General features: G+C 74.2%; 25 protein-coding genes and 3 tRNA genes. 9 read left to right on the forward strand and 19 right to left on the reverse strand.

The window, feature by feature from the left end:
- The first annotated feature begins 86 nt into the window (after nt 1-86).
- Nucleotides 87-320: an Lrp/AsnC ligand binding domain-containing protein gene (locus tag DQ240_RS19215; RefSeq protein WP_029432882.1), complete on the forward strand. Its 234-nt coding sequence runs from the start codon at nt 87-89 to the stop codon at nt 318-320.
- 112 nt (nt 321-432) lie between these two features.
- Entirely contained in the window at nt 433-960 is a 528-nt protein-coding gene (locus DQ240_RS19220; RefSeq protein ID WP_233498827.1) for a DUF3515 domain-containing protein, read from the forward strand.
- Here the strand turns inward: DQ240_RS19220 and DQ240_RS19225 are convergent, their stop codons facing one another.
- Nucleotides 961-1662, reverse strand: coding sequence for a hypothetical protein (locus tag DQ240_RS19225; RefSeq protein ID WP_113841324.1), 702 nt, complete (start codon nt 1660-1662; stop codon nt 961-963).
- Nucleotides 1659-2783 carry a D-alanine--D-alanine ligase family protein gene (locus DQ240_RS19230; RefSeq protein WP_113841361.1) on the reverse strand — a complete coding sequence of 375 codons (1125 nt, stop codon included), beginning with the start codon at nt 2781-2783 and terminating at the stop codon, nt 1659-1661. The genes DQ240_RS19225 and DQ240_RS19230 overlap by 4 nt, the downstream gene beginning before the upstream one ends.
- Before the next feature lie 76 nt (nt 2784-2859).
- On the opposite strand from DQ240_RS19230, the gene DQ240_RS19235 reads away from it, so the two are divergent.
- Nucleotides 2860-3621 (forward strand): phosphatidylcholine/phosphatidylserine synthase, encoded by a 762-nt coding sequence (locus DQ240_RS19235; protein WP_113841325.1) that lies wholly within the window; start codon nt 2860-2862, stop codon nt 3619-3621.
- A 7-nt stretch (nt 3622-3628) separates the two neighbouring features.
- Here the strand turns inward: DQ240_RS19235 and DQ240_RS19240 are convergent, their stop codons facing one another.
- Genes DQ240_RS19240 through DQ240_RS19255 form a run of 4 tightly spaced genes read right to left on the reverse strand, consistent with a single transcriptional unit; the run spans nt 3629 to nt 8265 of the window.
- The gene (locus tag DQ240_RS19240) at nt 3629-5260 is read right to left on the reverse strand and encodes a TIGR03767 family metallophosphoesterase (protein ID WP_158548809.1); all 1632 of its coding nucleotides are present in this window, start codon (nt 5258-5260) and stop codon (nt 3629-3631) included.
- A gap of 20 nt (nt 5261-5280) precedes the next feature.
- Entirely contained in the window at nt 5281-6459 is a 1179-nt protein-coding gene (locus tag DQ240_RS19245) for a cystathionine gamma-lyase (protein ID WP_199589405.1), read from the reverse strand.
- A gap of 28 nt (nt 6460-6487) precedes the next feature.
- Complete coding sequence (locus tag DQ240_RS19250; protein ID WP_113841327.1) at nt 6488-7483, reverse strand: NAD(P)H-dependent glycerol-3-phosphate dehydrogenase; 996 nt, start codon at nt 7481-7483, stop codon at nt 6488-6490.
- On the reverse strand, nt 7480-8265 hold the full coding sequence (locus DQ240_RS19255) for a 1-acyl-sn-glycerol-3-phosphate acyltransferase (RefSeq protein WP_233498828.1): 786 nt from the start codon (nt 8263-8265) through the stop codon (nt 7480-7482). Before DQ240_RS19255 ends, DQ240_RS19250 begins: the two co-directional genes overlap by 4 nt.
- Nucleotides 8266-8425: 160 nt before the next feature.
- Here DQ240_RS19255 and cofC point away from each other — a divergent pair, with 160 nt between their 5' ends.
- The 3 genes from cofC to DQ240_RS19270 all read left to right on the forward strand — a co-directional run bounded on the left by cofC (nt 8426) and on the right by DQ240_RS19270 (nt 12163).
- Nucleotides 8426-9070, forward strand: a complete 645-nt coding sequence (gene cofC, locus DQ240_RS19260; protein WP_233498829.1) for a 2-phospho-L-lactate guanylyltransferase — start codon at nt 8426-8428, stop codon at nt 9068-9070.
- 76 nt (nt 9071-9146) lie between these two features.
- A complete protein-coding gene (locus DQ240_RS19265) occupies nt 9147-11246 on the forward strand; it encodes an RNA degradosome polyphosphate kinase (RefSeq protein WP_113841330.1) in 2100 nt (699 codons plus the stop codon).
- A 2-nt stretch (nt 11247-11248) separates the two neighbouring features.
- Entirely contained in the window at nt 11249-12163 is a 915-nt protein-coding gene (locus tag DQ240_RS19270; RefSeq protein ID WP_113841331.1) for an NUDIX hydrolase, read from the forward strand.
- A 49-nt stretch (nt 12164-12212) separates the two neighbouring features.
- Here the strand turns inward: DQ240_RS19270 and leuD are convergent, their stop codons facing one another.
- Both leuD and leuC read right to left on the reverse strand, forming a co-directional pair.
- Entirely contained in the window at nt 12213-12818 is a 606-nt protein-coding gene (gene leuD / locus DQ240_RS19275) for a 3-isopropylmalate dehydratase small subunit (RefSeq protein ID WP_113841332.1), read from the reverse strand.
- A 5-nt stretch (nt 12819-12823) separates the two neighbouring features.
- Nucleotides 12824-14263, reverse strand: coding sequence for a 3-isopropylmalate dehydratase large subunit (gene leuC, locus DQ240_RS19280; RefSeq protein WP_113841333.1), 1440 nt, complete (start codon nt 14261-14263; stop codon nt 12824-12826).
- 64 nt (nt 14264-14327) lie between these two features.
- On the opposite strand from leuC, the gene DQ240_RS19285 reads away from it, so the two are divergent.
- Nucleotides 14328-15029, forward strand: a complete 702-nt coding sequence (locus DQ240_RS19285) for an IclR family transcriptional regulator (protein ID WP_113841334.1) — start codon at nt 14328-14330, stop codon at nt 15027-15029.
- Nucleotides 15030-15053: 24 nt separating this feature from the next.
- Here DQ240_RS19285 and DQ240_RS19290 read toward each other — a convergent pair whose 3' ends face one another.
- The 10 genes from DQ240_RS19290 to DQ240_RS19335 form a co-directional block, all read right to left on the reverse strand.
- Nucleotides 15054-15380, reverse strand: a complete 327-nt coding sequence (locus tag DQ240_RS19290; RefSeq protein WP_113841335.1) for a hypothetical protein — start codon at nt 15378-15380, stop codon at nt 15054-15056.
- A 17-nt stretch (nt 15381-15397) separates the two neighbouring features.
- Nucleotides 15398-17077 (reverse strand): sodium:solute symporter family protein, encoded by a 1680-nt coding sequence (locus DQ240_RS19295; protein WP_113841336.1) that lies wholly within the window; start codon nt 17075-17077, stop codon nt 15398-15400.
- A gap of 31 nt (nt 17078-17108) precedes the next feature.
- Complete coding sequence (gene galK / locus DQ240_RS19300; RefSeq protein WP_113841337.1) at nt 17109-18281, reverse strand: galactokinase; 1173 nt, start codon at nt 18279-18281, stop codon at nt 17109-17111.
- A complete protein-coding gene (galT, locus tag DQ240_RS19305) occupies nt 18275-19366 on the reverse strand; it encodes a galactose-1-phosphate uridylyltransferase (protein WP_113841338.1) in 1092 nt (363 codons plus the stop codon). The genes galK and galT overlap by 7 nt, the downstream gene beginning before the upstream one ends.
- Before the next feature lie 105 nt (nt 19367-19471).
- Nucleotides 19472-19544, reverse strand: a tRNA-Glu gene (locus DQ240_RS19310).
- A 103-nt stretch (nt 19545-19647) separates the two neighbouring features.
- Nucleotides 19648-19720: transfer RNA gene (locus DQ240_RS19315), tRNA-Glu, on the reverse strand.
- Nucleotides 19721-19766: 46 nt separating this feature from the next.
- A tRNA-Gln gene (locus DQ240_RS19320) sits at nt 19767-19838 on the reverse strand.
- Nucleotides 19839-19911: 73 nt separating this feature from the next.
- A complete protein-coding gene (locus tag DQ240_RS19325; RefSeq protein ID WP_147262038.1) occupies nt 19912-21153 on the reverse strand; it encodes a CPBP family intramembrane glutamic endopeptidase in 1242 nt (413 codons plus the stop codon).
- Entirely contained in the window at nt 21150-22628 is a 1479-nt protein-coding gene (gene gltX, locus DQ240_RS19330; protein WP_113841340.1) for a glutamate--tRNA ligase, read from the reverse strand. The genes DQ240_RS19325 and gltX overlap by 4 nt, the downstream gene beginning before the upstream one ends.
- Nucleotides 22625-23437: a fumarylacetoacetate hydrolase family protein gene (locus DQ240_RS19335; protein WP_113841341.1), complete on the reverse strand. Its 813-nt coding sequence runs from the start codon at nt 23435-23437 to the stop codon at nt 22625-22627. Before DQ240_RS19335 ends, gltX begins: the two co-directional genes overlap by 4 nt.
- Before the next feature lie 67 nt (nt 23438-23504).
- Between DQ240_RS19335 and DQ240_RS19340 the strand changes: the two genes are divergently transcribed.
- Both DQ240_RS19340 and DQ240_RS19345 read left to right on the forward strand, forming a co-directional pair.
- Complete coding sequence (locus DQ240_RS19340; protein WP_113841342.1) at nt 23505-23888, forward strand: VOC family protein; 384 nt, start codon at nt 23505-23507, stop codon at nt 23886-23888.
- Nucleotides 23885-24214, forward strand: a complete 330-nt coding sequence (locus DQ240_RS19345) for a putative quinol monooxygenase (protein ID WP_113841343.1) — start codon at nt 23885-23887, stop codon at nt 24212-24214. Before DQ240_RS19340 ends, DQ240_RS19345 begins: the two co-directional genes overlap by 4 nt.
- 57 nt (nt 24215-24271) lie before the next feature.
- Here DQ240_RS19345 and cimA read toward each other — a convergent pair whose 3' ends face one another.
- Nucleotides 24272-25861, reverse strand: coding sequence for a citramalate synthase (gene cimA / locus DQ240_RS19350; protein WP_113841344.1), 1590 nt, complete (start codon nt 25859-25861; stop codon nt 24272-24274).
- Between the last annotated feature and the right edge of the window lie 54 nt (nt 25862-25915).

The raw sequence follows: 25915 nt of genomic DNA on the forward strand, positions 1-25915 counted from the left end.
CCCCCGATCACTGCGGTAGGTTGCGAGCCGCACCGCCGCCCGGCCGCCGCACCCCGGCGGCAGCGCTGCCCGAGGAAGGTTCTCCCGTGGTCCACGCCTACATCCTGATCCAGACCGAGGTCGGCAAGGCCGCGCAGGTGGCCACGACCATCGCCGACATCGCCGGGGTGACCAAGGCCGAGGACGTCACGGGCCCCTACGACGTCATCGTCCGCGCCGAGGCCGAGACCGTCGACGAGCTGGGCCGCCTCGTCGTGGCGCGGGTGCAGTCGGTGGACGGCATCACCCGCACGCTGACCTGCCCCGTCGTCAACATCTGAGCCGCTGAGCGAGCGTCCCGGGCCCGAGCCCGACGACGAGGCCGACGACCGGGCCGACGACCGCGGCGCCGTCCCCGGGGACCGGCCGGACCCGCTGCGTCGCGCCTCCCTCGTGCTGACGGCGATCGCCGTCCCCGTGCTCGTGGTGCTGCTCGTCCTGGCCAACCTGCGCGACGACGAGCCGGCCGACCCGCCCGTCGACGTCAGCGGCCCGAGCACCTCGGCCCGCGCCGACCTGCCGGTGCTCGAGGTCCCGGTGCCCCCGGCCACCCCCGAGACCGACGCCGCCTGCCCGCGGTTCATGACCGACCTGCCCGTCGAGCTGGCCGGTGAGCGGTCCCGGCCGGTGCGCTCGGACACCCCCTACGCCTACGCGTGGGGCGAGCCGCCGGTCGTGCTGCGCTGCGGCGTGGAGCGCCCGGCCGGCTTCGTGGTCGGCGGGCCGCAGCTGTTCGTGCTCAACGGGGTGGCGTGGTTCGTCGACACCACCGACCCCGACGTCAACGTCTTCACCGTCGTCGACCGCTCGGTGTACGTCGAGCTGGCCATCCCGAGCAGCATCGACAGCGAGCCGGCGATCTCGCTCAGCCCGCTGATCACCGCGACGCTGCCGTACCAGGAGCCGCAGCCCGGCGCCTGATCAGCCGGGCAGCCGCTCCAGCTGCTCGGCGACGACGGCGGCGACCTCGTCGGTGGCGGCCTCGACCGAGCCGTCCGGGACGCCGGTCACCGCGCTCACGGCCACGCTGAAGACGCCGTGCGCGCACCAGGCGAACGCCGCCGGGCCGGTCACCCGCGTCTCCGGGTCGGGGTGCTCGACGGTGAGCAGCCGGCACCCCCCGGGCAGCGACGGCGGGTCGTGTTGCAGCGGGCCGGCGTAGTAGTCGGCCCCGTCGGCCGCGAGGTCCTCGGCGTAGGCCTCGGCCCCCGGGGCCTCGTCGAACTGGTCGACGAACACGCTGGTCACCGTGCTCCCCGGCGTCCCCCAGAAGCGCTCCCAGCCGTAGCGGTAGCCGTAGTCCTGCAGGACGGCACGCTCGTAGGCGGGGTCCTCGGCGTACCCGGCGACGTCGTCGACGGACTTCTCCCCCGCCGGCGGGGAGACCTCGGTGTCGGCGACCCGGGCCAGTCCGGACGGCACCTCGGTCACCAGCAGCGCCGAGAGCTCATCGGCCGTCGCGGGGACGACCTCGGCCGCCGCCCGGTCCGCCGCCTCCGCCGACGGCGCCGTCCCCGACGACTCCCCGTCGTCCGAGGAGCAGCCGACCGACGCGAGGACGGCCAGCGCGGCGAGGACGGCGGGCAGCGGGGCACCGGGGAGGATGCGCCGCCGGGAGGTCACCGAGCGGCCGGCCCGTCGAGCGCGGCGGCCAGGAGCCGGTCGACGAGCTCCGGGTAGGCGACCCCGCTGGCGGCCCACATCCGCGGGAACATCGAGATGGGGGTGAACCCCGGCATGGTGTTGACCTCGTTGATCACCAGCCGGTCGGCGCCGTCGGGTCCCGTGCCGAGGAAGAAGTCGACCCGCGCCAGCCCCCGGCAGTCCATCGCGAGGTAGGCCCGGCTGGCGGTGGCCTGCACCAGACGGGTCTGCTCCGGCGTCAGGTCGGCCGGCACGTCGAACTCGACGGCGTCGTCGAGGTACTTCGCGTCGAAGTCGTACCAGTCGGTGCCCGGCTTGAGCCGGATCTCCGCGGGCAGGCTCGCCTCCGGCGTCCCGCCGCCGCGGGCGGCCAGCACCCCGCACTCGACCTCGCGCCCCGGGACGGCCGCCTCGACGACGACCTTCGCGTCGACGGCGGCCGCGGTGGCCACGGCGTCGGGGAACTGCGCCCAGTCGGTGACCTTGGTGATCCCGATGCTGGAGCCGGCGCGGGAGGGCTTGACGAACACCGGCAGACCCAGCCGCTCCCGGGCCGCCTCGTCGAGCACCGCCGGATCGGGGCACAGCGCGCCGGCGGCGTCGCGGAGGACGACGTGGTCCCCCTGCGGCAGCCCGGCGGCGGCGAGGAGCTTCTTGGTGAACTCCTTGTCCATCGACGCCGCGCTGGCGAAGACCCCGGAGCCGACGTAGGGCAGGCCGCTCATCTCCAGCTGGCCCTGGATGGTGCCGTCCTCGCCGTAGGCGCCGTGCAGGACCGGGAAGACGACGTCGACCTCGACCAGGCCGTCGGCGGCGGACGCGTCGAGCGGCGCGAACCCGCGCCCGGAGGGGTCGCCGACCAGGGACACCGGCGTCCCGCCCGTGACCTCGGGCAGCTCGCCGTCGACGATCGCCAGGCGCTGCCCGGGGTCGGCGAGCACCCACCCGCCGTCCCGGGTGATCCCGACCCGGACCACCTCGTAGCGATCGGGGTCCAGGGCCGCGAGGACGCTCCCGGCCGAGACGCAGGAGATGCTGTGCTCGGCGCTGCGACCGCCGAACACCACCGCGACGCGCAGCTTCCGTGCCTGTCCGCTCATCGCCACGGACCCTAGTCGAGCGGGCCGCGCCCGCCCGGACGGCCGCGGGGAGGGCCGTGTGGGAACCTCGTCGCCGATGCCCGAGGCCCCTGCTCCCCCGACCGCGCCGCTCTCCCGGGGGGCGCGGCTCGCCGCTGCGGCGGTGCACGTCTACACCGCGCTCGGCAGCGTCCTCGCCTTCCTGATCGTGATCGCGGCCGTCGACGGCGACGTCGAGGCCGCGCTGTGGCTCGGGCTGGTGGCACTGGTCATCGACGGCACCGACGGGATGCTGGCCCGCCGCGCCCGGGTCAAGCAGGCGATCCCGTGGTTCGACGGTGCGCTGCTGGACAACATCGTCGACTACCTGACCTACGTCTTCGCCCCCGTGGTCCTGCTCTGGACGACCGGGCACCTCCCCGAGGGCCTGCCGGGGTGGCTCCTGGCGTCGTTGCCGCTGCTGGCGTCCTGCTACCAGTTCTGCCGGGTCGACGCGAAGACCGACGACCACACGTTCCTGGGCTTCCCGAGCTACTGGAACGTCGTCGCCTTCTACGCGATCGTGCTGGACGCCAGCCAGCCGGTGCTCGCGGCGTTCCTCGTCGTCTTCTCGATCCTGGTCTTCGTGCCGATCCGCTTCCTGTACCCCTCGCGGAGCGGCACGCTGCGGACGCTGAGCCTGGTCCTGTCCGCCGTCTGGGCGGTCACGTACGCGGTGCTGCTGGTCCAGTACCCGGATCCGCACCCGCTCGTGGCAGTCGCGTCGCTGGCCTACGTCGTCTACTACTGGGGCGTCAGCTTCTACCTGACCGCCGTGGCCGCGCGCCGGCGGCGGCAGGCGGAGCGCACCCCCGCCTGACGGCGGCTCAGTCCCGCCGGCGGGGGTCGCGGACGACGAGTTCGACGTTGCGGTCCCGCGGGCCGCCGGCCAGGCCGGAGCCCAGCCCCGCCCACGGCACGTTCGCCGACAGCTCCCGGTGCAGCGACGCCAGCGCCTGCGGATCGCGGGCGGCCGGGTCGAGCGCCTCCGGCGGGGTGGCGGGGCTGTCGTGGTCGAGCATCGTGCAGACCAGCGACAGGGTGCCGTCGCCGTTGTCGAGGAACTCCACCAGCCGGGCCTGGCCGGGCCAGTCGACCACCGCGCAGGTGGTGACCTCCCAGAACCCGCGCCCCGGCTCGCCCGGCGAGTGCCACGGCCGGACCTCGCTCACGTGGGTGTGGCCGTTGAGCCAGAGGACGACGTTCGGGTGCCGGTGCAGCAGGTCGACCAGGTCCGGGCCGCCGAGCACGCCCTCCTCGCCGTCGCGGACCGCCCGGAACGCCTCCGCCCGGGTCAGCGTCGTGGAGCCGTGGTGGGAGAGCAGGACGACCAGCCGGTCGGCGTTGCCGGTGCTCACCCGGGTGCCGTCGCGGTCGACGTAGGAGGACGAGACCTCGCGCAGCCGGTCGACCAGCCAGCGCGCCTGGACGGCGTCCACCGAGCCCGCGCTCCCGCCGGTGACGCGGGTGGTGTCCAGGCAGATGACCCGCACGCCCGGCAGCCCGTCCCACGCGTAGTACGCCGTCCCGTCGCGGTAGTTGTCCGCGGTGAAGCCGTGCCCCTCCGGCGTGCCCGGATCGGCCAGGTGCGCGGCGACGAACGACCGGCGGTCGACGATCCGCCGGTCGGCCAGCGGGGTGACCGTGCGCGACGGCGCGGTCGTGAACACCTCCGACGAGTGCGTGAACAGCCGGACGGCGTCCTCCAGCGGGAGGTCCGGCGCGATCTCCACGGGCTTCTGGTCGGCCAGGAGGTACTCCTGCAGCGCCGGTGTCGGGACGCCCACGCCCTGGATCAGCGCCTCGTGGTTGCCGTGGCAGCCCAGCCACGGCAACCGCAGCCCCTCGGCGGCGAACCCGGCGAACGCGGCCTCGAGCAGCCCGGGGCGGTGCGGGAAGCCGTGCCGGTCCCGGAACACGTCGGGCTCGCCGCTGACGTCGGGCCGCCAGAACAGGTCGTGCGGCCAGCCGGCCGCCTGCACGCCGTCGTAGGCCGTCAGCCCCGCGCCGGGGTACACGACGCCGCCGGCGAGCAGGTCCAGGTACAGCGAGAGCTCGTTCCACTGCGCGTTGTCGATCGCGTCCCCGGTGGTGACGACGACCTGCAGCGGGTGCCCGGTCCGCGGGCCGCCGCGGACGGCGTTCAGGGTGCGCACCAGCGCGTCGATGGCGTGCGCCGTCAGCGCCTCCTGCGGACGCTGCATCGGCACCAGGGCCGCCATCCGCGGGTCGGCGGCGAACCGGTTGAAGAACTCGAACCGCGCCGGGGAGCAGACGTCGGCCAGCTGCATGTCCGTGACGTGGGCCAGGCAGGCGATCGCCTCCGTCCCGGTGCGCGGCGGCTCCCAGGAGGTGCCGACCAGCTCCCGGCGCAGGTGGTGCGGCTCGCCGGGTTGCCAGGCCAGGGCGTGGTACGGGGTGTCCCGGCCCAGGCGCAGCACCTCGCCGGCGCCCAGCACCCGGTCCAGGGTCGTGCGGCTCAGCGCCGGCCTCCGTGCGCCGGGTCCTGCGCGCGACCCCCGAGCGTCCCCAACGCCGCGGCCAGGTCGGCCACCACGTCGGCGGTGTCCTCGATGCCGCAGGAGAACCGCACGAAGCCCGGCGGGACGTCGTCCCCGCCCCACTGCGCCCGTCGGTCGAGCGTGCTGTGCGTGCCGCCGAAGCTCGTCGCGGCCGCCCACAGCCGGCAGGCACCGACGACCCGGGCCACCGCCGCCTCGTCCGGCAGCACCGCCGAGACGACGCCGTTGGGGCGCAGCATCTGCCGGGCGGCCAGCTCCGCCGACGGGTCGCCGGCCAGCCACGGCCAGCGCACCCCCGTCACCTGCGGGTGCGCGGCGAGCAGCTCCGCGACCGCGCGGGCGTTCTCCGCCTGCCGGGCCAGCCGCAGGTCCAGCGTGGCCATCGAGCGGTGCCCCAGCCACGCCTCGAACGGGCCGGGGGTGCCGCCGGTGCGGTCCCGCCACCCCTTGAGCCGGGCGTGCACGTCGTCGTCGGTCGTGCTGACGTGGCCGAGCAGCACGTCGCTGTGCCCGGTGAGCGCCTTGGTGTCCGAGCCGACGGTCATGTCCGCGCCGAGCGCCAGCGGGCGCTGCCCCAGCGGGGTCGCGGTGGTGTTGTCGACGGCGAGCAGGGCACCGGCGGCCCGGGTCGCGCGGGCGACCGCGGCGATGTCGCAGACGTCGAGCTCGGGGTTGCTCGGCGTCTCCAGCAGCACCAGCCGGGCGCCGGCGAGGTCCCCGCGGGCGGCGACCGCCCCGATCTCGAGCGTGGGCACGTACTCCACCCGCAGCCCGAAGCGGGTGAGCTCCTCGCCGCCCAGCAGCCGGGTGGCGTAGTAGCCGTCGGAGGGCAGCACGACCCGGTCCCCGGCCGCGGTGACCGCCAGGACGGCGGCGCTGATCGCGGCCATGCCGGTCGCGAACGACAGGCAGCGGCCGCCGTCCAGCTCGCCGAGCGCGTCCTCGAGCACCCGCAGCGTGGGGTGCTCGGTGCGGGCGTAGGCGTCCGCCCCGTTCGCCCGCGGCGGCTGGTCGGCCAGGTGGAAGGGCGCGGCGAAGACCGGCGAGGGGCGCAACGGGGCGCCGGCCACGGCGGGGGGCTCCCCCGCCCGCACCGACCGCGTCCCGTCGCCCCACCCCGGGAGCAGTCCGCTCACTCCGACTCGGCCCTGCTGATCACGCGGCTCACTCCGGCTTCGCTTCGCGGGACATGATCTCCTTGACCATCTGCGCGGCGGAGACGCCCTCGTGGCAGACGCGGACGACGGCCTCGGTGATCGGCATGTCCACCCCGTGCGCCCGGCCGAGGTCCAGCACCGGACGGCAGCTCTTCACACCCTCCGCGGTCTGGCGGGTGCTCTGCTGCACCTCCTCCAGCGACATGCCCCGACCGAGCTTCTCGCCGAAGGTGCGGTTGCGCGACAGCGGCGAGCTGCAGGTGGCCACCAGGTCGCCCAGGCCGGCGAGGCCCGCGAACGTCGTCAGCTCGCCGCCCAGCGCCGCGCCCAGCCGGGCGGTCTCGGCCAGTCCGCGGGTGATCAGCGAGGCGCGGGTGTTGTCCCCGAAGCCCATGCCCTCCGCCACGCCGCAGGCCAGCGCGATGACGTTCTTGACCGCTCCGCCCAGCTCGCAGCCGACCATGTCGGTGTTCGTGTACGGCCGGAAGTACGGGGTCAGGCAGGCGGCCTGGATCGCCGCCGCCCGGTCGTGGTCCGGGCAGGCGATGACGGTGGCGGCCGGCTGCTCCTCAGCGATCTCCCGGGCCAGGTTCGGCCCCGACAGCACGGCCACCCGGTCGTGTCCCGCGCCGGTCACCTCGCAGATGACCTCGCTCATCCGCTTGGTGCTGCCCAGCTCGATGCCCTTCATCAGCGACAGCAGGCTGGCACCGGGCGGCAGCAGCGGCGCCCAGGCGCCGAGGTTCTCCCGCAGCGACTGGGACGGGACGGCCAGCACCACGACGTCGGCGCCCTCGAGCGCCTCGGCCGCGTCGGTCGTCGCCCGCAGCGACTCCGGCAGCCGGACGCCGGGCAGGTAGTCGGCGTTCTCCCGGTCGGCGGTGATGGCCTCGGCCAGCTCCGCCCGGCGGGCGTGCAGGACGACGGTGCTCCCGGCGTCGGCGAGGACCTTGGCGAACGCGGTGCCCCACGACCCGGCGCCGAGGACGGCGACCCGCGTCACGCGGCGGTCCCCGGCAGGTCCCCGGGCAGCTTCTTGCGGGGCCGCGGGGCGAACCCGGCGGGGGCCGGCTCACCACGGAGCTCGGCGAGCTGGTCGCGCACCCGTCCCATGATCAGGTCGGTGGTCTCCCGCAGCAGCTCGGGGGTGAGCGGCCGGCCCGCCCGCACCTCCGCCCGCAGCGCCGTGAGGTCGACCGGCTCCCCGACCAGGTAGTCGGTGGGCTGGCGCAGCCGCGGGTGGAACTTCTTGGCCTGGTAGTCGTGGACCCGCTGCGGGCCCCACTGGGCGACCGGGACGACCGCCGCGTCGGTGGTCAGCGCCAGCCGGGCCACACCGGTCCTCGCCTGCATGGGCCACCAGTCGGGGTCGCGCGTCACCGAGCCCTCCGGGTAGATGACCACCAGGTTGCCCGCCTCCAGGTCGGCCCGGGCCAGCACCAGCGACCCGGTGGCGTCCGTGGCGTCGCGGGCCACCGGGATCTGCCCGGCGTGCCGCAGGATCGTGCCGGCCAGCCCCTTGAACACCGCCTGCTTGGCCAGGAAGTGCGGCACGCGGCCGTTGTCCCAGACCAGCCGCGCGCACGACAACGGGTCCAGCACCGAGACGTGGTTGGCCACGAGCAGCACCGGGCCGGTGGCGGGCAGCCGGTCGCCGTGCCGGTACCGCAGCTTGAACAGCAGCGACGCCGTCGGGTAGATCACCACGACCGCCATCCACAGCGACCACGGGATGTGCCCCCGGGTCCGCCACTTCGACGGGCGGCGGGTCCCGCCACCCCTCACGGCCGGGCTCCCCGCGGCCTGCGGGGACGACTCCTGCGTCACCGGCCCCCCTCTCGCTCGCTGTGATCCGCACCATGATCGACCCTGCGACGGGGCCGGCCGGCCACCGGGTCCCCGCGCGCGACGGGCCGCCCCGGGCCGGTGTGCTCACATTGTGGCCGTGGAGTGGTCCGTCGTCGTCCCCGCCAAGCGGCTGGCGGTGGCCAAGACCCGGCTCTCCCCGCTCACCGCGACCGCTCCCGACCTGCACGCGGAGCTCGTCCTCGCCCTGCTCGCCGACACGGTCACCGCCGCCCTGGGCACCGCCGACGCGGAGGTCTCCGTGGCCGACGTCGTCGTCGTCACCGACGACGTCCGCGCGGCCGCACTGGTGACCGGACTGGGCGCGCGCACGGTCGGCGACGAGCCCGACCGCGGACTGAACCCCGCACTCGCCCACGGCGCCGGCGCGGCGCGCACGGCCGCGGTCGCCGCGCTGTCGTCGGACCTGCCGGCGCTGCGCCCCGCGGAGCTCGCGGCCGCGCTGCGCGCCGCCGAGGGCGCCGGGCGGGCGCTGGTGGCCGACGCGGCCGGCACCGGCACGACGCTGCTGGCCGCGCGCGGGGGCGAGCTGCGCCCCCGCTTCGGCGCCGGGTCGGCCGCGGCGCACACGGCCGACGGGGCGCTGCCGCTGGCCGGCGACTGGCCGGGGCTGCGCCGCGACGTCGACACCGCCGCCGACCTCGCCGAGGCCGTCCGGCTGGGCGTCGGCCGGCACACCGCGGCCCTGCTGCTCCGGCTGCCCGCGGTGCCCGGCAGGCCGTAGCCGACACCACACCGCTGACCTGCGCAGAACCCTCGCCGGTCGCCCTCCGTTCATCTACCTGCGGCACGATGGCGACGTGGCCGAGACGACGACGACCGAGGCGCCCGCCGCGCGCGCCGACCTGCCGCCCGACCGCTTCCTCAACCGGGAGCTGTCGTGGCTGGACTTCAACGCGCGGGTGCTGGAGCTGGCCGAGGACGGGGACCTCCCGCTGCTGGAGCGGATGAAGTTCCTGGCGATCTTCGCCAGCAACCTCGACGAGTTCTTCATGGTGCGGATCGCCGGCCTGAAGCGGCGGCAGAGCACCGGCCTGACCGTCCGCTCCCCCGACGGGCTGACCATCCGCGAGCAGCTGTCGCGGGTCACCGAGCGCACGCAGGAGCTGGTGCACCGGCACGCGGAGTGCTTCGCCTCCGACGTCCGCCCGCAGCTGGAGGCCGCCGGCATCCGGATCGTCCACTGGGACGACCTGGACGACGCCGACGCGCTGCGGCTGCGCGAGTACTTCCGCGACCAGGTGTTCCCGGTGCTGACCCCGCTGGCCGTCGACCCGGCGCACCCCTTCCCCTACATCAGCGGGCTGTCGCTGAACCTCGCCGTCTCCGTGCGCGACCCCGACACCGGTGCGCCGCGGTTCGCCCGGCTCAAGGTGCCCAACAACGTGCCGCGCTTCGTCCGGGTCGGCCCGTCCGGGGGCGCGCAGGACGCCGCACCGGTCACCTTCCTGCCGCTCGAGGACCTGATCGCCGCGCACCTGCCCCAGCTGTTCCCCGGCCTCGACGTGCTCGACCACCACCTGTTCCGGGTGACCCGCAACGCCGACCTCGAGGTCGAGGAGGACCGGGACGAGGACCTCCTGCAGGCCCTGGAGCGCGAGCTGGCCCGGCGGCGGTTCGGTCCCGCGGTGCGGCTGGAGGTCCACGAGTCGATGGACCCGCGGATCCTCGACGTCCTGGTCTCCGAGCTCGAGGTGGGGCCGCAGGACGTCGTCAGCGTCCCCGGGCTGCTCGACCTGGGCGCGCTGATGGCCCTGTACGACCTGGACCGCCCCGAGCTCAAGGACGAGCCGTTCGTGCCGGCCACCCACCCGCGACTGAGCGAGGGCGAGACCCCCAAGAGCGTCTTCGCCACCCTGCGCGAGGGCGACGTGCTGGTCCACCACCCGTACCACTCGTTCGCCACGAGCGTGCAGCGCTTCATCGAGCAGGCCGCCGCCGACCCGAACGTCCTCGCGATCAAGCAGACGCTCTACCGCACCTCGGGTGACTCGCCGATCGTGAACGCGCTGATCGAGGCCGCGGCGTCGGGCAAGCAGGTCGTCGTCCTCGTCGAGATCAAGGCGCGCTTCGACGAGGAGGCCAACATCAGCTGGGCGCGCGAGCTGGAGCGCGCCGGCTGCCACGTCGTCTACGGCCTGGTGGGGCTCAAGACGCACTGCAAGACGGCCCTGGTGGTCCGCCGGGAGGGCGGGGTGATCCGCCGGTACTGCCACATCGGCACCGGCAACTACAACCCGAAGACGGCGCGGATCTACGAGGACCTCGGCATCCTCACCGCCGACCCGCGGGTGGGCGCCGACCTCACCGACCTGTTCAACACCCTGACCGGCTACTCCCGGCAGACCAGCTACCGGCAGCTCATGGTGGCTCCGCACGGCATCCGCTCCGGGCTGGTCGAGAAGATCCGCCGCGAGGCCCGGCACGCCGCGGACGGGCGCCCGGCCGGCATCCGGCTGAAGGCCAACTCGCTGGTCGACGAGAAGATCATCGACGCGCTCTACAACGCCTCCTGCGCCGGCGTCCCGGTGGAGCTGTTCCTCCGGGGGATCTGCGCGCTGCGGCCGGGGGTGCCCGGCCTGTCGGAGAACATCCGGGTGCACTCCATCGTGGGCCGGTTCCTCGAGCACTCGCGGGTCTTCACCTTCCGCAACGGCGGCGAGGGCGAGTGGTGGATCGGCAGCGCCGACCTCATGCACCGCAACCTCGACCGGCGGGTGGAGGTGCTGCTGCGCGTCTGCGAGGAGGACGCCCAGCGCCAGCTCCAGGCGATGTTCGACTCGGCGATGGCCGAGGACGTGCGCTGCTGGCAGCTCGGGTCGGACGGCACGTGGACGCGGCGGGACGGCCGCGACCACCAGGCCGGTCTGGTCGCCGCCGTGGCCGAGCAGGCGGGGTGAGGATGGCCGACGCGGTGGTCGCGGCCGCCGGCGGAGTCGTCTGGCGGCGCACCCCCGGGGGCGGGATCGAGACCGCGGTGGTGCACCGCCCGCGCTACGACGACTGGTCGCTGCCGAAGGGCAAGCACGATCCGGGCGAGGCCCTGGTCGAGACCGCCGTCCGGGAGGTCGCCGAGGAGACCGGGCTGTCCGTCGTCGTCGGCCGGCGCAGCCTGCGCACGCAGTACGCGGTCGAGGGCGGGACCAAGCGGGTGGACTACTGGTTGATGGAGGCCGTCGGCGGGCGGTTCGAGCCGGGCGACGAGACCGACGAGCTGCGCTGGCTGTCGGTGGACGCCGCGGCCGGCCTCGTGACCCACGACCACGACCGCGCCGTGCTGGCAGACCTGGCGCGCACCGACGTGCCGCGCTCGCCGACGCTGCTGCTGGTGCGGCACGCGAAGGCCGGCAGCCGGTCGGACTGGGACGGCGACGACGACCTGCGCCCCCTCGATCCCAAGGGACGGCGGCAGGCACGGCGGCTGGCCGAGGTGCTGCCGCTGTTCGCGCCGACCGCGGTGCTGACGGCGGAGCGCACCCGCTGCCGGGAGACGGTGGAGCCGCTGGCCGAGGTGCTCGGGCTGCCGGTGCAGTCGCTGCCCGAGGTCGGCGAGGAGGAGTTCTCGGCCGATCCGCAGGCCGGGCTCGCCGCGATCGAGCGCTTCCTGGAGCCGCGCCCGGCCCCCGGCGTCACCGTGGTGTGCAGCCAGGGCGGGGCGATCCCCTCGATCCTCATGGCGCTGGGCGTGCGGTGGGCGGGCGTGGCCGGGGCGCTGTGGCCGCCGGCGGCGAAGGGCAGCACCTGGGTGCTGGGCGGCCGGCCCGGCGCGCTGCTGGCCGACTACTACCGCGACTTCCCGACCGACCCCACCGCCTGAGCGGAGTCGCTCGAGTGCGGTTTCCGCACTCGAGCGACTTCGCTCGGGTTCATGCGGGGAGGGCCGGGAGGGCCTTCGGCTTCCAGGCGGGACGGTTGGCCTCGTAGGCCTCGATGTCGTCGAGGTGCCGCTCGGTCAGGCCGACGTCGTCCAGCCCCTCGAGCAGCCGCCAGCGGACGTAGTCGTCGATCTCGAACGGCACGACCGTGTCGCCGTAGGAGACGGTCTTCTCCCGCAGGTCGACGGTCACCGGCAGCGCCGGGTCGGCCTCGATGGCGGTCCACAGCGCCTCGACCTGGTCCTGCGGCAGGATCACCGTCAGCAGGCCGGCCTTGGTCGAGTTGTTGCGGAAGATGTCGGCGAACCGCGAGCTGATGACGACGCGGAAGCCGCCGTCGAGCAGCGCCCAGTTCGCGTGCTCGCGCGAGGAGCCGGTCCCGAAGTCCGGGCCGGCGACCAGGATCGAGGCGTCGGCGTACTCCGGGCGGTTGAGCACGAAGTCCGGCTCGTTGGTCCGCCAGGCGATGAACAGGCCGTCCTCGAAGCCGGTGCGGGTGATCCGCTTCAGGTACTCCGCCGGGATGATCTGGTCGGTGTCGACGTTGCTGCGGCGCAGCGGGGCGGCGGTACCGGTGTGGGTGGTGAAGGCGTCCATCGGGATCAGGCTCCGATCGGGGTGGCGGGGCGGGTGGCCGGCGCGGTCTCGAGGTCGGCGGGGGCGGCCAGGTGCCCGGTCAGCGCCGTGGCGGCCGCGACGGCCGGGGACACCAGGTGGGTGCGCCCGCCCTTGCCCTGGCGGCCCTGGAAGTTGCGGTTGCTGGTGGAGGCCGACCGCTCCCCCGGCGCCAGCTGGTCGGGGTTCATGCCCAGGCACATCGAGCACCCGGCACCGCGCCACTCGGCACCGGCGTCGACGAAGACCTTGTCCAGGCCCTCCGCCTCGGCCTGCGCCTTGACGGCCACCGAGCCGGGGACGACGAGCATCCGGGTGTTCGCGTCGATGCGGCGGCCCTTCAGCAGCTCGGCGGCCACCCGCAGGTCCTCGATCCGGCCGTTGGTGCAGGAGCCGAGGAAGACGGTGTCCACCGAGACCTCGCGCAGCGGGGTGCCGGGGGTCAGGCCCATGTAGGCCAGCGCGCCCTCGACGTCGCGGCGCTCGTCCTCGTTCGGGAAGTCGGCCGGGTCCGGGACGCTGCCGCTGATCGGCAGGCCCTGGCCGGGGTTGGTGCCCCAGGTGACGAAGGGCGTCAGCGAGGCTGCGTCGATGTGCACCTCGTGGTCGAAGACGGCGCCGTCGTCGGTCCGCAGGGTCGACCAGTACTCGACCGCGGCGTCCCAGTCGGCGCCCTGCGGCGCGTGCGGCTTGCCCTGCAGGTAGTCGAAGGTGGTCCGGTCCGGCGCGATGAGCCCGGCCTTGGCGCCGGCCTCGATCGACATATTGCAGATGGTCATGCGGGCCTCCATCGAGAGCTTCTCGATGGCGCTGCCGCGGTACTCGATGACGTAGCCCTGCCCGCCGCCGGTCCCGATCTGGGCGATGACGGCGAGGATGACGTCCTTGGCGCTGACGCCGGGGGGCAGCTCGCCGTCGACGGTGACCGCCATCTGCTTGGGGCGGTACTGCGGCAGGGTCTGCGTGGCGAGGACGTGCTCGACCTCGCTGGTGCCGATGCCGAAGGCCAGCGCGCCGAAGGCGCCGTGGGTGGAGGTGTGGCTGTCGCCGCAGACGATCGTCATGCCCGGCTGGGTCAGACCCAGCTGGGGGCCGATCACGTGCACGATGCCCTGGTCGCGGTCGCCCATGGGGGCCAGCCGGATGCCGAACTCGGCGGCGTTGCGGCGCAGCGCGTCGACCTGCGCGCGGCTCACCGGGTCGGCGATCGGCGCGAGGATGTCGAGGGTGGGGACGTTGTGGTCCTCGGTCGCCATCGTGAGGTCGGGACGGCGCACCGTGCGGCCGGCGGCCCGCAGCCCGTCGAAGGCCTGGGGGCTGGTGACCTCGTGCACGAGGTGCAGGTCGATGTAGAGCAGGTCGGGCTCGCCCGCGGTGCTGCGCACGACGTGGGCGTCGTAGACCTTCTCGGCCAGGGTCTTGGGCACTGCTGGTCCCTCCGGACGACCGGTCCCGCTGGCTTCTCAGACAGTGGGATGCAAGTATTGCTGTGTGGGACAGCCTAACCCCGTCGCCGTGCTCGACAAAGCAGTGGCCATCCTCCGCGCGGTGGCCGAGGAGCCGGCCACCCTCGCCGAGCTGGTCGCGCGCACCGGACTGCCCCGCGCCACGGCGCACCGGCTGGCGGTCGCGCTCGAGGGGCACCGGCTGGTCCGCCGCACCGCCGCGGGCGCCTGGACCCCCGGTCCCGGCCTCGCCGAGCTCGGCCGCAGCGGCGCCGACCTGGGCGAGGTCGCCGGACGGCACCTGGCGGCGCTGCGCGACGCGAGCGGCGAGAGCGCGCAGTTCTACGTGCGCGACGGCGCCGCGCGGGTCTGCCTGGCCGCGGCCGAGCGGGCGTCGGGGCTGCGCGACACCGTCCCGGTCGGCGCCCGTCTGCCGATGACCGCCGGGTCGGCCGCGCACGCACTGCTGGCCTTCGCCCCCGCCGAGGAGGTGACGCCGCTGCTGTCGTCGGCGAGCTTCACCGCGCGCACGCTGCTCGACGTCCGCCGCCGCGGCTGGGCGCACAGCGTCGCGGAGCGCGAGCCGGGGGTGGCGTCGCTGTCGGCGCCCGTGCGGGACGCCACGGGCGGGGTCCTGGGCGCGGTCTCGATCAGCGGCCCGGTCGAGCGGCTGGGCCGCCGTCCGTCCCCCGAGGTGGTCAGCGCGGTGCTCGACGCAGCCGGCGCGATCGGCCGCGCCGCCCGCTGACTCGTCGTCCGGCCGAGGGCCGGGTCAGTGACCGCCCGAGCCGTCGTCCGTCCCCTCGCCCTCGGGGTGGACCTGCGTCGGGTCGACGACGATCGGGCGCAGCCACGACCAGAGCGCGAACGCCGCCGCGAACACCAGCATCGCGAGGCCGGTCCACAGGTTGGCGTTCACCCCGCCGGTCCGCGCCTCGCCGTTGTCGGAGTCGACGAGCCCGTAGACGGTGAGGACGACGCCGTAGAACCCGATCAGCGCCGCGATCACGTTGCGGACGTCGAAGGCGCCGGCCGAGTGCCCGCGGGCGGTCCCGGTCGTGCCGGCGGTGGTGGCTCCTCGGGTGCTCGGCTCGCTCATCGGGGACTCCTGGGTGCTCATCGGAAGATCACGTTGAGGGCGACGACCATGACCAGCGCGATGCCCGCCAGCGGCACCGGCGACTGGTACCAGGGCAACCGGTGGGCGTCCGGGTCGGTCCGCTGCTCGCGCGGGGTCTCGCTGTAGACCAGCCCGGCCAGCTCGTGCACCGGCTTGGGCCGGGTCACCAGCGTCACGGCGACGCTCACCAGGATGTCGACCACGAAGGCCGCGCTCGCGGCGACGAAGCTGGCGCCCTGGCCGCTGAGCGGGATCACGCCCAGCGAGGCCTCACCGAAGGCGTTCTCGCTGAACAGCGCCACCAGCACCGCAGCCAGCGTGCCGGACACCAGGCCGACCCAGCCGGCGGTCGCCGTCATCCGCTTCCAGAACATGCCGAGGATGAAGGTGGCGAACAGCGGGGCGTTGAAGAAGCCGAACAGCGTCTGCAGGTAGTCCATCAGGTTCTGGTAGCCCGACGCGATGATCGCCGTCCCGATGGCGGTGACCGTCGCACCGACCGTCGCCCAGCGGCCGACCTTCAGGTAGTAGCCGTCGGGCCGGTCCTTCTTCACGTACTGCTGCCACAGGTCGTAGCTGAAGACGGTGTTGAAGGCGGAGATGTTGGCCGCCATGCCGGCCATGAACGCCGCCAGGAGACCGGCGATGGCGATGCCGAGCAGGCCGTTGGGCAGCGTCTCCTGCATCAGCCCGAGGATCGCGTTGTTGTACTCGAAGTCGGGGTCCGCCGCGGCCTTCGCCTCGACGACGTCCGACACCAGGACGCCGGCGATCATGCCGGGGACGACGACGATGAACGGCACGAACATCTTCGGGAAGGCGCCGATGATCGGGGTGCTCCGGGCGGCCGACATCGACTTGGTCGCCATCGCCCGCTGCACCTCGACGAAGTTCGTCGTCCAGTAGCCGAACGAGAGCACGAACCCGAGGCCGAAGACGATCCCGATGACCGACAGCACCGGGTTGTCGAAGGTCGACAGCTGCTCGCCCGGCCAGGAGCGCAGCTGCTCGGCGTCCGCGTCGCGGACCTTGTCCATCAGCCCGTCGACGCCGCCGACGCGGTGCAGCCCGAGCAGGGTCAGCGGCAGCAGCGCGGCCACGATGACGAAGAACTGCAGCACCTCGTTGTAGATCGCCGCCGACAGCCCGCCGAAGGTGATGTAGCTGAGGACCACGGCGGCGGCCACGACCAGCGAGAGCCAGAGCGGCCAGCCGAGCAGCAGCTCGACGATCTTGGCCAGCAGGAACAGGTTGATCCCGGCGATGAGGATCTGGGCCAGCGCGAAGCTCAGCGCGTTGACCAGGTGTGCCCCGGTGCCGAAGCGGCGGCGCATGAACTCCGGGACGCTGCGGACCTTCGACCCGTAGTAGAAGGGCATCATCACGATGCCGAGGAACAGCATCGCCGGGACGGCGCCGATCCAGAAGTAGTGCATGGTCGGCATGCCGTACTGGGCGCCGTTGGCCGACATGCCGACGATCTCGACCGCGCCGAGGTTGGCCGAGACGAACGCCAGGCCGGTCACCCAGGCCGGCAGCGACCGGCCGGACAGGAAGAAGTCGAGGCTGTCGGAGACCCGCCGGCGAGCGGCGGCCCCGATCATCAGGACGACGGCGAAGTAGGCGACCACCAGCAGGTAGTCGACCCAGTTGGCGTCGAGGCGCAGATCGCCCACGGGGGCCTCCGTTGTCGTCGGGGTGGGTGGTTCAGAGGAGCCGGCGGGCCCCCGGCGAGGGGACGGCGAGGGAGGTCCGAGGCGCGCCGTACCCCTCTGCCCCGAATCGCCGTGTGATCACCTCGGTCACCCGATCGACGGACACGGCTGTGACCAGCACGATCGCGCTGCCGCCGAATCCGCCGCCGACCATCCGGGCGCCCTCGGCGCCGGCCTCCAGCGCGGCCGCCACGCAGGTGTCCAGCTCGGGGGTCGAGATCTCGAAGTCGTCGCGCAGGGAGGCGTGGCCGGCGGTGAGCACCGGACCCGCCGCCCGCGGGTCCCCGGTGTCGCGCAGCAGCCGCACGACCTCGAGCACGCGGGCGTCCTCGGTGACCACGTGGCGGGCGCGGCGCAGCAGGACGGCGCCGCCCTCCGTGCCGTCGTCCAGCGGGGCGAGCGCGGCGACGTCGGGCACGTCGCGCAGCGCGCGCACGCCCAGTTGCTCCGCGGCCTGCTCGCACTCCCGGCGCCGGTCGCCGTAGCCCCCGGTGGCGTGGCTGTGCGTCGTCCCGGTGTCGACGACGAGGAGCACCAGCCCCGCGGCCTCGAGGTCCAGCGGGACCTGGTGGCTGCTGCGGTCGCGGGTGTCGAGGAAGAGGGCGTGGCCGGCGGTGCACAGCAGCGACGCCGACTGGTCGAGGATCCCGGTCGGCGCACCGACGAAGTCGTTCTCGGCGGTACGGGCGACGTCGACCAGGTCGGCGGTCGACAGCTCCGGCGCCGTCAGGTCGCGCAGCGCGAGCGCCACCGAGCACGACAGCGCCGCCGACGACGACAGCCCCATGCCCGCGGGCACGTCGCCGTCGACCAGCACGCTCACCCCGCCCGGCACCCGGTCCCGCAGCTCCGCGACCACGCCTGCGGGGTAGCCGGCCCAGCCGTCGGGCCGCCCCGGCGCCAGGTCGGCCAGCTCCAGCTCGACGCGCTGGTCGGGGTGCTGCGCGGAGACGAGGGCGACCCGGCCGTCGGTGCGCCGGGCCACCGCCGCCCGGGTGGTCTGGCCGAGCGCCACCGGCAGGACGAAGCCCTCGTTGTAGTCGGTGTGCTCGCCGATGACGTTGACCCGGCCGGGTGCCGCCCAGACGCCCTCCGGTTCGGCGTCGAACGCCGTCGCGAAGGCCGCGCGGGCCGCTGCGCCCAGCTCGGGGTCGGGGGTCACCACGTCGTGGTCCGCAGCTGTTCGGCGACGTCCTCGGGGCTGGTGTCGCTGATGAACGCCCCGATGCCGGACTCCGAGCCGGCCAGGTACTTCAGCTTGCCCGGAGCGCGACGGAAGCTGAACAGCTGGAGGTGCAGCCACCACTCCTCCCGGCCGCGGTGCACCGGCGCCTGGTTCCAGGCGGCGATGTAGTTCATCGGCTCGTCGAAGCGGTGCGCGAAGCGGCCGAGGGAGTCGCCGAAGAGCTCGGCCAGCGCCGCGCGCTCCTCGCCGGTCAGCGCGGGCAGGTCGGGCACCCGCCGGTGCGGGAACAGCTGGAGCTCGTAGGGCCACCGGGCCGCGGCCGGCACGAACGCCGTCCAGTGCTCGTTGGCGGCCACCACGCGGGGACCGCTGCGCTCGGCGGCCACGACGTCGGCGAGGAGGTCCCCGCCGGTCTCCGCCCGGTGCCGCTCGACCGAGGCCAGGATCCGCTCCACCCGCGACGGGAGGAACGGGTAGGCGTAGACCTGCCCGTGCGGGTGGCCCAGCGTCACCCCGATCTCCTCGCCGTGGTTCTCGAACGGGAAGACGTACTCGACGCCCTCGATCGCCGACAGCGCCGACGTCCGGTCGGCCCAGACGTCGACGAGCAGCCGCAGCCGCTCCGGGCCGAGGTCGGCCGGGACGCGGTCGTGGTCGCTGGTGAAGACCACGACCTCGCAGCGGCCGAACCCGGGCCGCTGGAGGGCGTACGGGGCACCGGGGGCGGCCGGGGGCACGTCCGGGTCGACGCCGGTGGCCAGCGACGAGAACCGGTTCTCGAAGACGACGACCTGGTACTCGGCCTCGGGCACCTCCGTCGGCGGGCGACCGGGCCGGGTCGGGCACAGCGGGCACTGGTCGGCCGGCGGGAGGAAGGTCCGCGACTGGCGGTGCGAGGCGTAGGCCACCCACTCCCCCAGCAGCGCGTCCCAGCGCAGCTGCGAGCGGGTGCTGACCGGGGGGAGGTCGCGGGTGTCGACGGCGTCCCGGGGAGCCGACGACCCGTCGACGTCGTAGTAGACGATCTCCCGGCCATCGGCCAGCCGACGACTGGTACGGATCACGGAGGCGACGCTAGTCCCGCCCCTGGTCAGCCGCCTGAGCGGGGCACCGGGGGCCCGGGAACGGCGAGAGCCCCCGGCCGGGGAGGCCGGGGGCTCTCGAGCGCGTAGCCCCGAAGGGATTCGAACCCTCGCTACCGCCGTGAGAGGGCGGCGTCCTGGGCCGCTAGACGACGGGGCCGGACACCGACATCCTGCCATGCCCGCCGACGGCCTCGACGACGGGGGCCGGACCCGGGAACGGCGAGAGCCCCCGGCCGGGGGGCCGGGGGCTCTCGTGCGCGTAGCCCCGAAGGGATTCGAACCCTCGCTACCGCCGTGAGAGGGCGGCGTCCTGGGCCGCTAGACGACGGGGCCGTGCGGTGGTGCTTGAGGACGTCACCGCCGGAGCGGTGCTTCCTCGCTGGGGTACCAGGACTCGAACCTAGACTAACGGAACCAGAAACCGTCGGGCTGCCAATTACCCCATACCCCAAGGGTCGTGCACGCCTCGCGGCGCGGTGACCACCATACCCGACCCGCTGAGGGCGCCGGTGCACCCCCCTCCCTCAGCGGGGCGCGGCGCCGATCGGTGGCGGGCGGAGGTCCTGCGCCCGGGTGAGCACGGCAGGTGGACGGCGGGCCACCGAGCGCCGCACGAGCAGCACGAACGCCGCCATCGCCAGGACGTCGAGGACCACCACCAGCAGGCCCGACCAGCCGGTGACCGAGGCGTCGGTCTGCACGCCTTCCCCCAGCGCGCCGGCGAGCAGGAAGACCAGCACGTTGTTGACCGCGTGCAGGACGATCGCGGCCTCCAGCCCGCCGGTCAGCCACACCACCGCCGACGCCGCCAGCCCGAAGGCGAACCGGTCGAGGAAGAGCAGGAGGTCCCCGGGCAGGTGCGCCAGCGAGAAGAGCGCCGCGGTCAGCACCCCGGCGACCAGCGCGCCGGCCCGCTCGCGCCCGATCCAGGCGGCGATCGCCTGGCTGAGGTAGCCGCGGAAGACGTACTCCTCGGCGGCCGACTGCAGGGGCGTGGTGAGCAGCACGAGGAGCACCAGCGCCGCGAAGGAGCGGACCGGACCGCTGACCTCCGCGCCGTCGTCGAAGGCGACGCCGAGCAGGAGCTGGACGAGGATGCCCGCGCCGAGGGTGAGCAGCGCGAGCGGCACGTAAGCGCGGAACAGGTCCCAGCGCAAGCGGCCGATCACCGAGGACGACCACCCGATGCCCATCTGGTGGGCCGCCACCCAGCACAGCCACACCACGGGTATCGCGACCACGAGGCTGAGGTTGGTGATCAGCAGCGTCACCGGGTCGGTGAGGTCCGTGAAGCCGAGGTCGACCTCCCCGCGGGAGACGACGGCCAGCGCGCCGGCGAACACGACGGCGAACGCGCCCACGGTGTAGACGACGGCGAACAGGAACAGCCCGAGCAGCGGCTGCCACCAGCGCCACGTCCGCGAGCGCATCACCAGCAGGAACGGCGTGGGCACGTCGTGCGGCAGTGGCGTGGGCAGCGCCCAGGGCGGCGGCCCACCCCACGGCGGCGGCCCGGCCCAGGGCGGTGGCCCGGCCAGGTGCGTGTGCGGGCCCGGCGGCATCGGCACCGGCCCCAGCGGCCAGGGGACCGGGCCCGGGGCGCCCGGGGACGGCCACGGCCCCCAGGCACCGGGCGCGCCCGGCGGGAGCGGCCGGTGCAGCCCCGGGAGGACGCCGGGCACCTGCGGCGGCGCCCCGTAGCGGGCCGTGGGCGGCGGGCCGGTGTAGCTCTCGCCGTCCCCCTGCGCCGTCCCCGGCACCGTCATCCCCCGGTGTGCCCGCGAGCGGCGGCCAGCCGGGCGAGCGTGCGCTCCCGGCCGAGCAGCTCGATGGACTCGTACAGCGGCGGGGAGACCGTGCGGCCGCTGACCGCGACCCGCACCGGCCCGAAGGCCTGCCGTGGCTTGCGCCCCAGACCGTCGACGAGCGCGGCCTTGAGCGCCTCCTCGACGGCGGCGGTGGACCAGTCGGCGAGGTCGGCCAGCGCCGCGGTGGCGGCGTCCAGGACCTCGGCGGCGTCGGCGCCGGCGAGCTGCTTGGCGGCGGCCGCGGGGTCGATCTCCACCTCGTCGGTGAAGAGGAAGCCCAGCAGCCCGACCGCGTCGGAGAGGACGATCATCCGCTCCTGCGCGAGCGGGGCGATGGCCCGCAGCACCCGCTCCTGCTCCTCGGTGGGTGGGTCGGCGACCAGCCCGGCGCCGGCGAGGAAGGGGCGCACGTGCCCGAGGAACTCCTCGAGGGGCAGGGCGCGCAGGTGGGTGGCGTTGATCGCCTCGGCCTTCTTGAGGTCGAAGCGGGCCGGGTTGGCGCTCACCCGGGTGACGTCGAAGGCCTCGACCAGCTCGGCGACGGAGAACACGTCCCGGTCGTCGGCGATCGCCCAGCCCAGCAGCGCCAGGTAGTTGATGAGGCCGTCGGGCAGGAAGCCGCGCTCGCGGTAGACGTCGAAGTTCGACTGCGGATCGCGCTTGGAGAGCTTCTTGTTGCCCTCGCCGAACACCAGCGGCAGGTGGCCGAAGCGCGGGGTGCCCCGCGCGACGCCGATGGCGGTCAGCGCCTCGTACAGCGCGATCTGCCGGGGGGTGGAGGGCAGCAGGTCCTCGCCGCGCAGCACGTCGGTGATGCCCATCAGGGCGTCGTCCACCGGGTTGGTGAAGGGGTAGAGCGGAGCGCCGTTGCCGCGCATCAGCACGAAGTCCGGCACCGATCCCGCGGCGAAGGAGATGTCCCCGCGGACCAGGTCGGTCCAGGCGATGTCGGTGTCGGGCATCCGCAGCCGCAGCACCGGCGAGCGGCCCTCGTCGCGGAACGCCTGCTTCTGCGCGTCGGTGAGGTCCCGGTCGGCGTTGTCGTAGCCGAGCTTCGGGTCCTGCCCGGCCGCCCGGCGCCGGGCGTCGACCTCCTCGTTGGTGGAGAACGACTCGTAGGCGTGCCCGGAGGCGAGCAGCTTCTCCGCGATCTCCCGGTAGACCTCCGACCGCTCCGACTGCCGGTAGGGCCCGTTCGGGCCGCCGACCTCGGGGCCCTCGTCCCAGTCCATGCCCAGCCAGCGCATGCAGTCCAGCAGGTGCCGGTAGGACTCGTCGGTGTCGCGGGCGGCGTCGGTGTCCTCGATGCGGAAGACGAAGGTGCCGCCGGTGTGCCGGGCGTGTGCCCAGTTGAACAGCGCCGTCCGCATGGCGCCGACGTGGACCAGCCCGGTCGGCGAGGGGCAGAAGCGGGTCTTGACCGGGGAGGTCATCGGGCGCCACCCGCCGACGAGACGGTGTCGGCACCGGAGACCGTGTTGGCCAGCGTGCCCAGGCCCTCGATGGTGACCTCCACCCGCTGGCCGGGCGCGATGGGCCCGACGCCGGACGGCGTGCCGGTCAGGACGACGTCGCCGGGCAGCAGCGTCATCACGCGGGAGATGTAGGAGACCAGCGTCGGGACGTCGAACAGCAGCTGGCTGGTGCGGCCGTCCTGGCGCAGCTCGCCGTCCACGGTGCAGGTGACCTGCAGGTCGGCCGGGTCCTTGCCGATGCCGGGCAGGTCCGTCTCGATCCACGGCCCGAGCGGGCAGAACGAGTCGAAGCCCTTGGCGCGGGTCCACTGCCCGTCGCTGCGCTGCATGTCGCGCTCGGTGACGTCGTTGCCGATCGTGTAGCCGAAGATGCTGCCGGGGACCTGCTCCGGGCTGACGTTGCGGGCGCCGCGGGCACCGATGACGACGGCGAGCTCCGCCTCGTGGTGCACGTTGGTGCTGCCCGGCGGGATGCGGATGGCGTCACCCGGGCCGATGACCGACGTCGAGGGCTTGAGGAACAGCAGCGGCTCCTTCGGCGCGTCGCCGGTCTTCATCTCCGCGACGTGGGCGGCGTAGTTCTTGCCGACGCAGACGACCTTGCTGGGCAGGATCGGCGAGAGCAGCCGGATGTCGGCCTGCGGGAACCGCTGCCCGGTGAAGGAGATGGTGCCGAAGGGGTGGCCCTCGATCTGGGCGACCTGACCGTCGCCGTCGAGGACACCGAAGGACATGCCGGAGGGCGAGGCGAAGCGGACGATGCGCACGGGACGAGGCTACTGACCGACCGCTCCGGGCCGCGCCGCCGCCGTCCACCGCCTACGGTCGGGGGCCATGGCCTGCCGTCTGTCCGAGATCGTCGTCGACAGCCGCGACCCCGAGGCCCTCGCGGCCTGGTGGGCCGAGGTGCTCGGGTACCGCGTCCTCGGCCGGGAGGACGACGGCGCGGTGGAGATCGGACCGGAGGCGGGGTTCGGCGGGGCCGCGCCCACGCTGATCTTCGCGCCGGTGGGCGAGCTGGCGCCGCGCACCGGCCGGCTGCACCTCGACGTCAACCCGACCGACCGCGACCAGGAGGCGGAGCTGCAGCGGCTGCTCGCCCTCGGCGCGGTGCCGGCCGACGTCGGGCAGACCGGCGAGGAGTCGTGGCACGTGCTCGCCGACCCCGAGGGCAACCCGTTCTGCCTGCTCCGCAGTCGTCTGGAGGAGATCCCGTGATCCTGATCGTCGTGAAGTTCCCGGTCCGCCCCGAGCTCGTGGAGACCTGGCCCGAGCTGGTGCGGGACTACACCGAGGGCTGCCGGGCCGAGGAGGGCAACCTCTTCTTCGACTGGTCGCGCAGCGTCGAGGAGCCCGACACCTACGTGCTCGTCGAGGGCTTCCGGGACGCCGCCGCCGGCGCCGCCCACGTGGGCACCGACCACTTCAAGGCCTTCGTCGAGCGCGGTCCGGACCTGGTGGCCCGGCAGCCGCAGATCATCTACATCGACGCGCCGGAGGTCGACGGCTTCGGCCCGATGGGCGAGATCCAGCCCCGCGGCTGATCCGGGTGATGTGCGCCTGCGGCGTGTTCCTGGCCGGGGACACGCCGCAGGCGCACATCAGCGGTGGCGGACGGCGTAGGTGAGGGCGTCGACCAGCGCGTGCCAGCTGGCCTCGACGACGTTGTCGTGCACGCCGACCGTCGTCCACTCCCCCACACCGTCCGTGGTGTCGATGAGCACGCGGGTGCGGGCGCTGGTGCCGCCCTTCCAGCCGAGGATGCGGACCTTGTAGTCGGCGAGCTCGACGCCGGCCAGCTCCGGGTACCGGGTCACCAGCGCCTGGCGCAGGGCGACGTCCAGGGCGTTGACCGGGCCGTTCCCCTCGGCGGTGGAGATGATCCGCTCCGTCGTCCCGTCGGGGTTGGGCACGTGCACCTTCACCGTGGCCTCGCCGACGACCAGCCCGTTGCCCCAGTGCTCGACGGTGGCGCGGTAGCTCTCCAGCTCGAACAGCGGCGGCGGGGCGTCGGGCAGCTGGGCGCGCAGCAGCAGCTCGAAGCTGGCGTCGGCGGCCTCGAACGACCAGCCGTCGGCCTCCAGCACCTTGACCTGGTCCACGACCCGGCCGATCGCGTCGGCGTGCCCCTCGAGGTCGACGCCGAGCTCGCGGCCCTTGAGCTCCACCGAGGCCCGGCCGGCCATCTCGGTGACGAGGATGCGCATGTCGTTGCCGACGACGGCCGGGTCGAGGTGGTTGTAGAGCTCGGGGCTGACCTTGATCGCGCTGGCGTGCAGGCCGGCCTTGTGCGCGAACGCCGAGGCGCCGACGAAGGGCTGGTGGTCGTCGGGGGCGATGTTGGCCAGCTCGGCGATCGCGTGGCTGACCCGCTGCAGCTCGGGCAGGCACTGCGCGGGCACGACCGGCAGGCCCATCTTGGTGACCAGGTTGGCGATCAGCTGGAACGTGTCGGCGTTCCCGGCCCGCTCGCCGTAGCCGTTCGCGGTGCCCTGCACGTGGGTCACCCCGGCCTCGACCGCGGCCAGGGTGTTGGCCACGGCGCACCCGGTGTCGTTCTGGCAGTGGATGCCGAGCTTCCCGCCGGTGCGGGCGCGGACGTCGGCCACCGCCCGGCCGACCGTCATCGGCAGCATGCCGCCGTTGGTGTCGCAGAGGACGCCGACCTCCGCGCCGGCCCCGAACGCCGCCTCGAGCACCCGCACCCCGTAGTCGGGATCGGCGGCGTACCCGTCGAAGAAGTGCTCGCAGTCGACGAACACCCGCCGGCCGTGCGCCACCAGGTGGGCGACGGTGTCGGCCACCATCGCCATGTTCTCCTCCAGCGTCGTGCGCAGCGCCTCGCGCACGTGCCGCACGTCGGACTTCGCGACCAGGCAGACCACCGGCGTCCCGGCCTCCAGGAGCGCGGCGACCTGCGGGTCGTCCTCGACGCGGACGCCGGCCTTGCGGGTGGCGCCGAAGGCGACCAGCTGGGCGTGCTCGAGCTTCAGCTCGGTGCGGGCGCGGGCGAAGAACTCGGTGTCCTTGGGCAGCGCCCCCGGCCAGCCGCCCTCGATGTAGCCGACGCCGATCTCGTCCAGCAGCCGGGCCACGGCCAGCTTGTCGGCGACCGAGTAGCTCACGCCCTCCCGCTGGGCACCGTCGCGCAGCGTCGTGTCGAAGACGTGGAAGTCGAGGTCGGTGGACATCGGATCTCCTGCAGGGTGTGAGCGGCCCGGACACGAAAAAGACCCCCCGGGTAC

Source organism: Blastococcus sp. TF02A-26 (genome assembly GCF_003319125.1).
Taxonomy (GTDB): Bacteria; Actinomycetota; Actinomycetes; order Mycobacteriales; family Geodermatophilaceae; genus Trujillonella.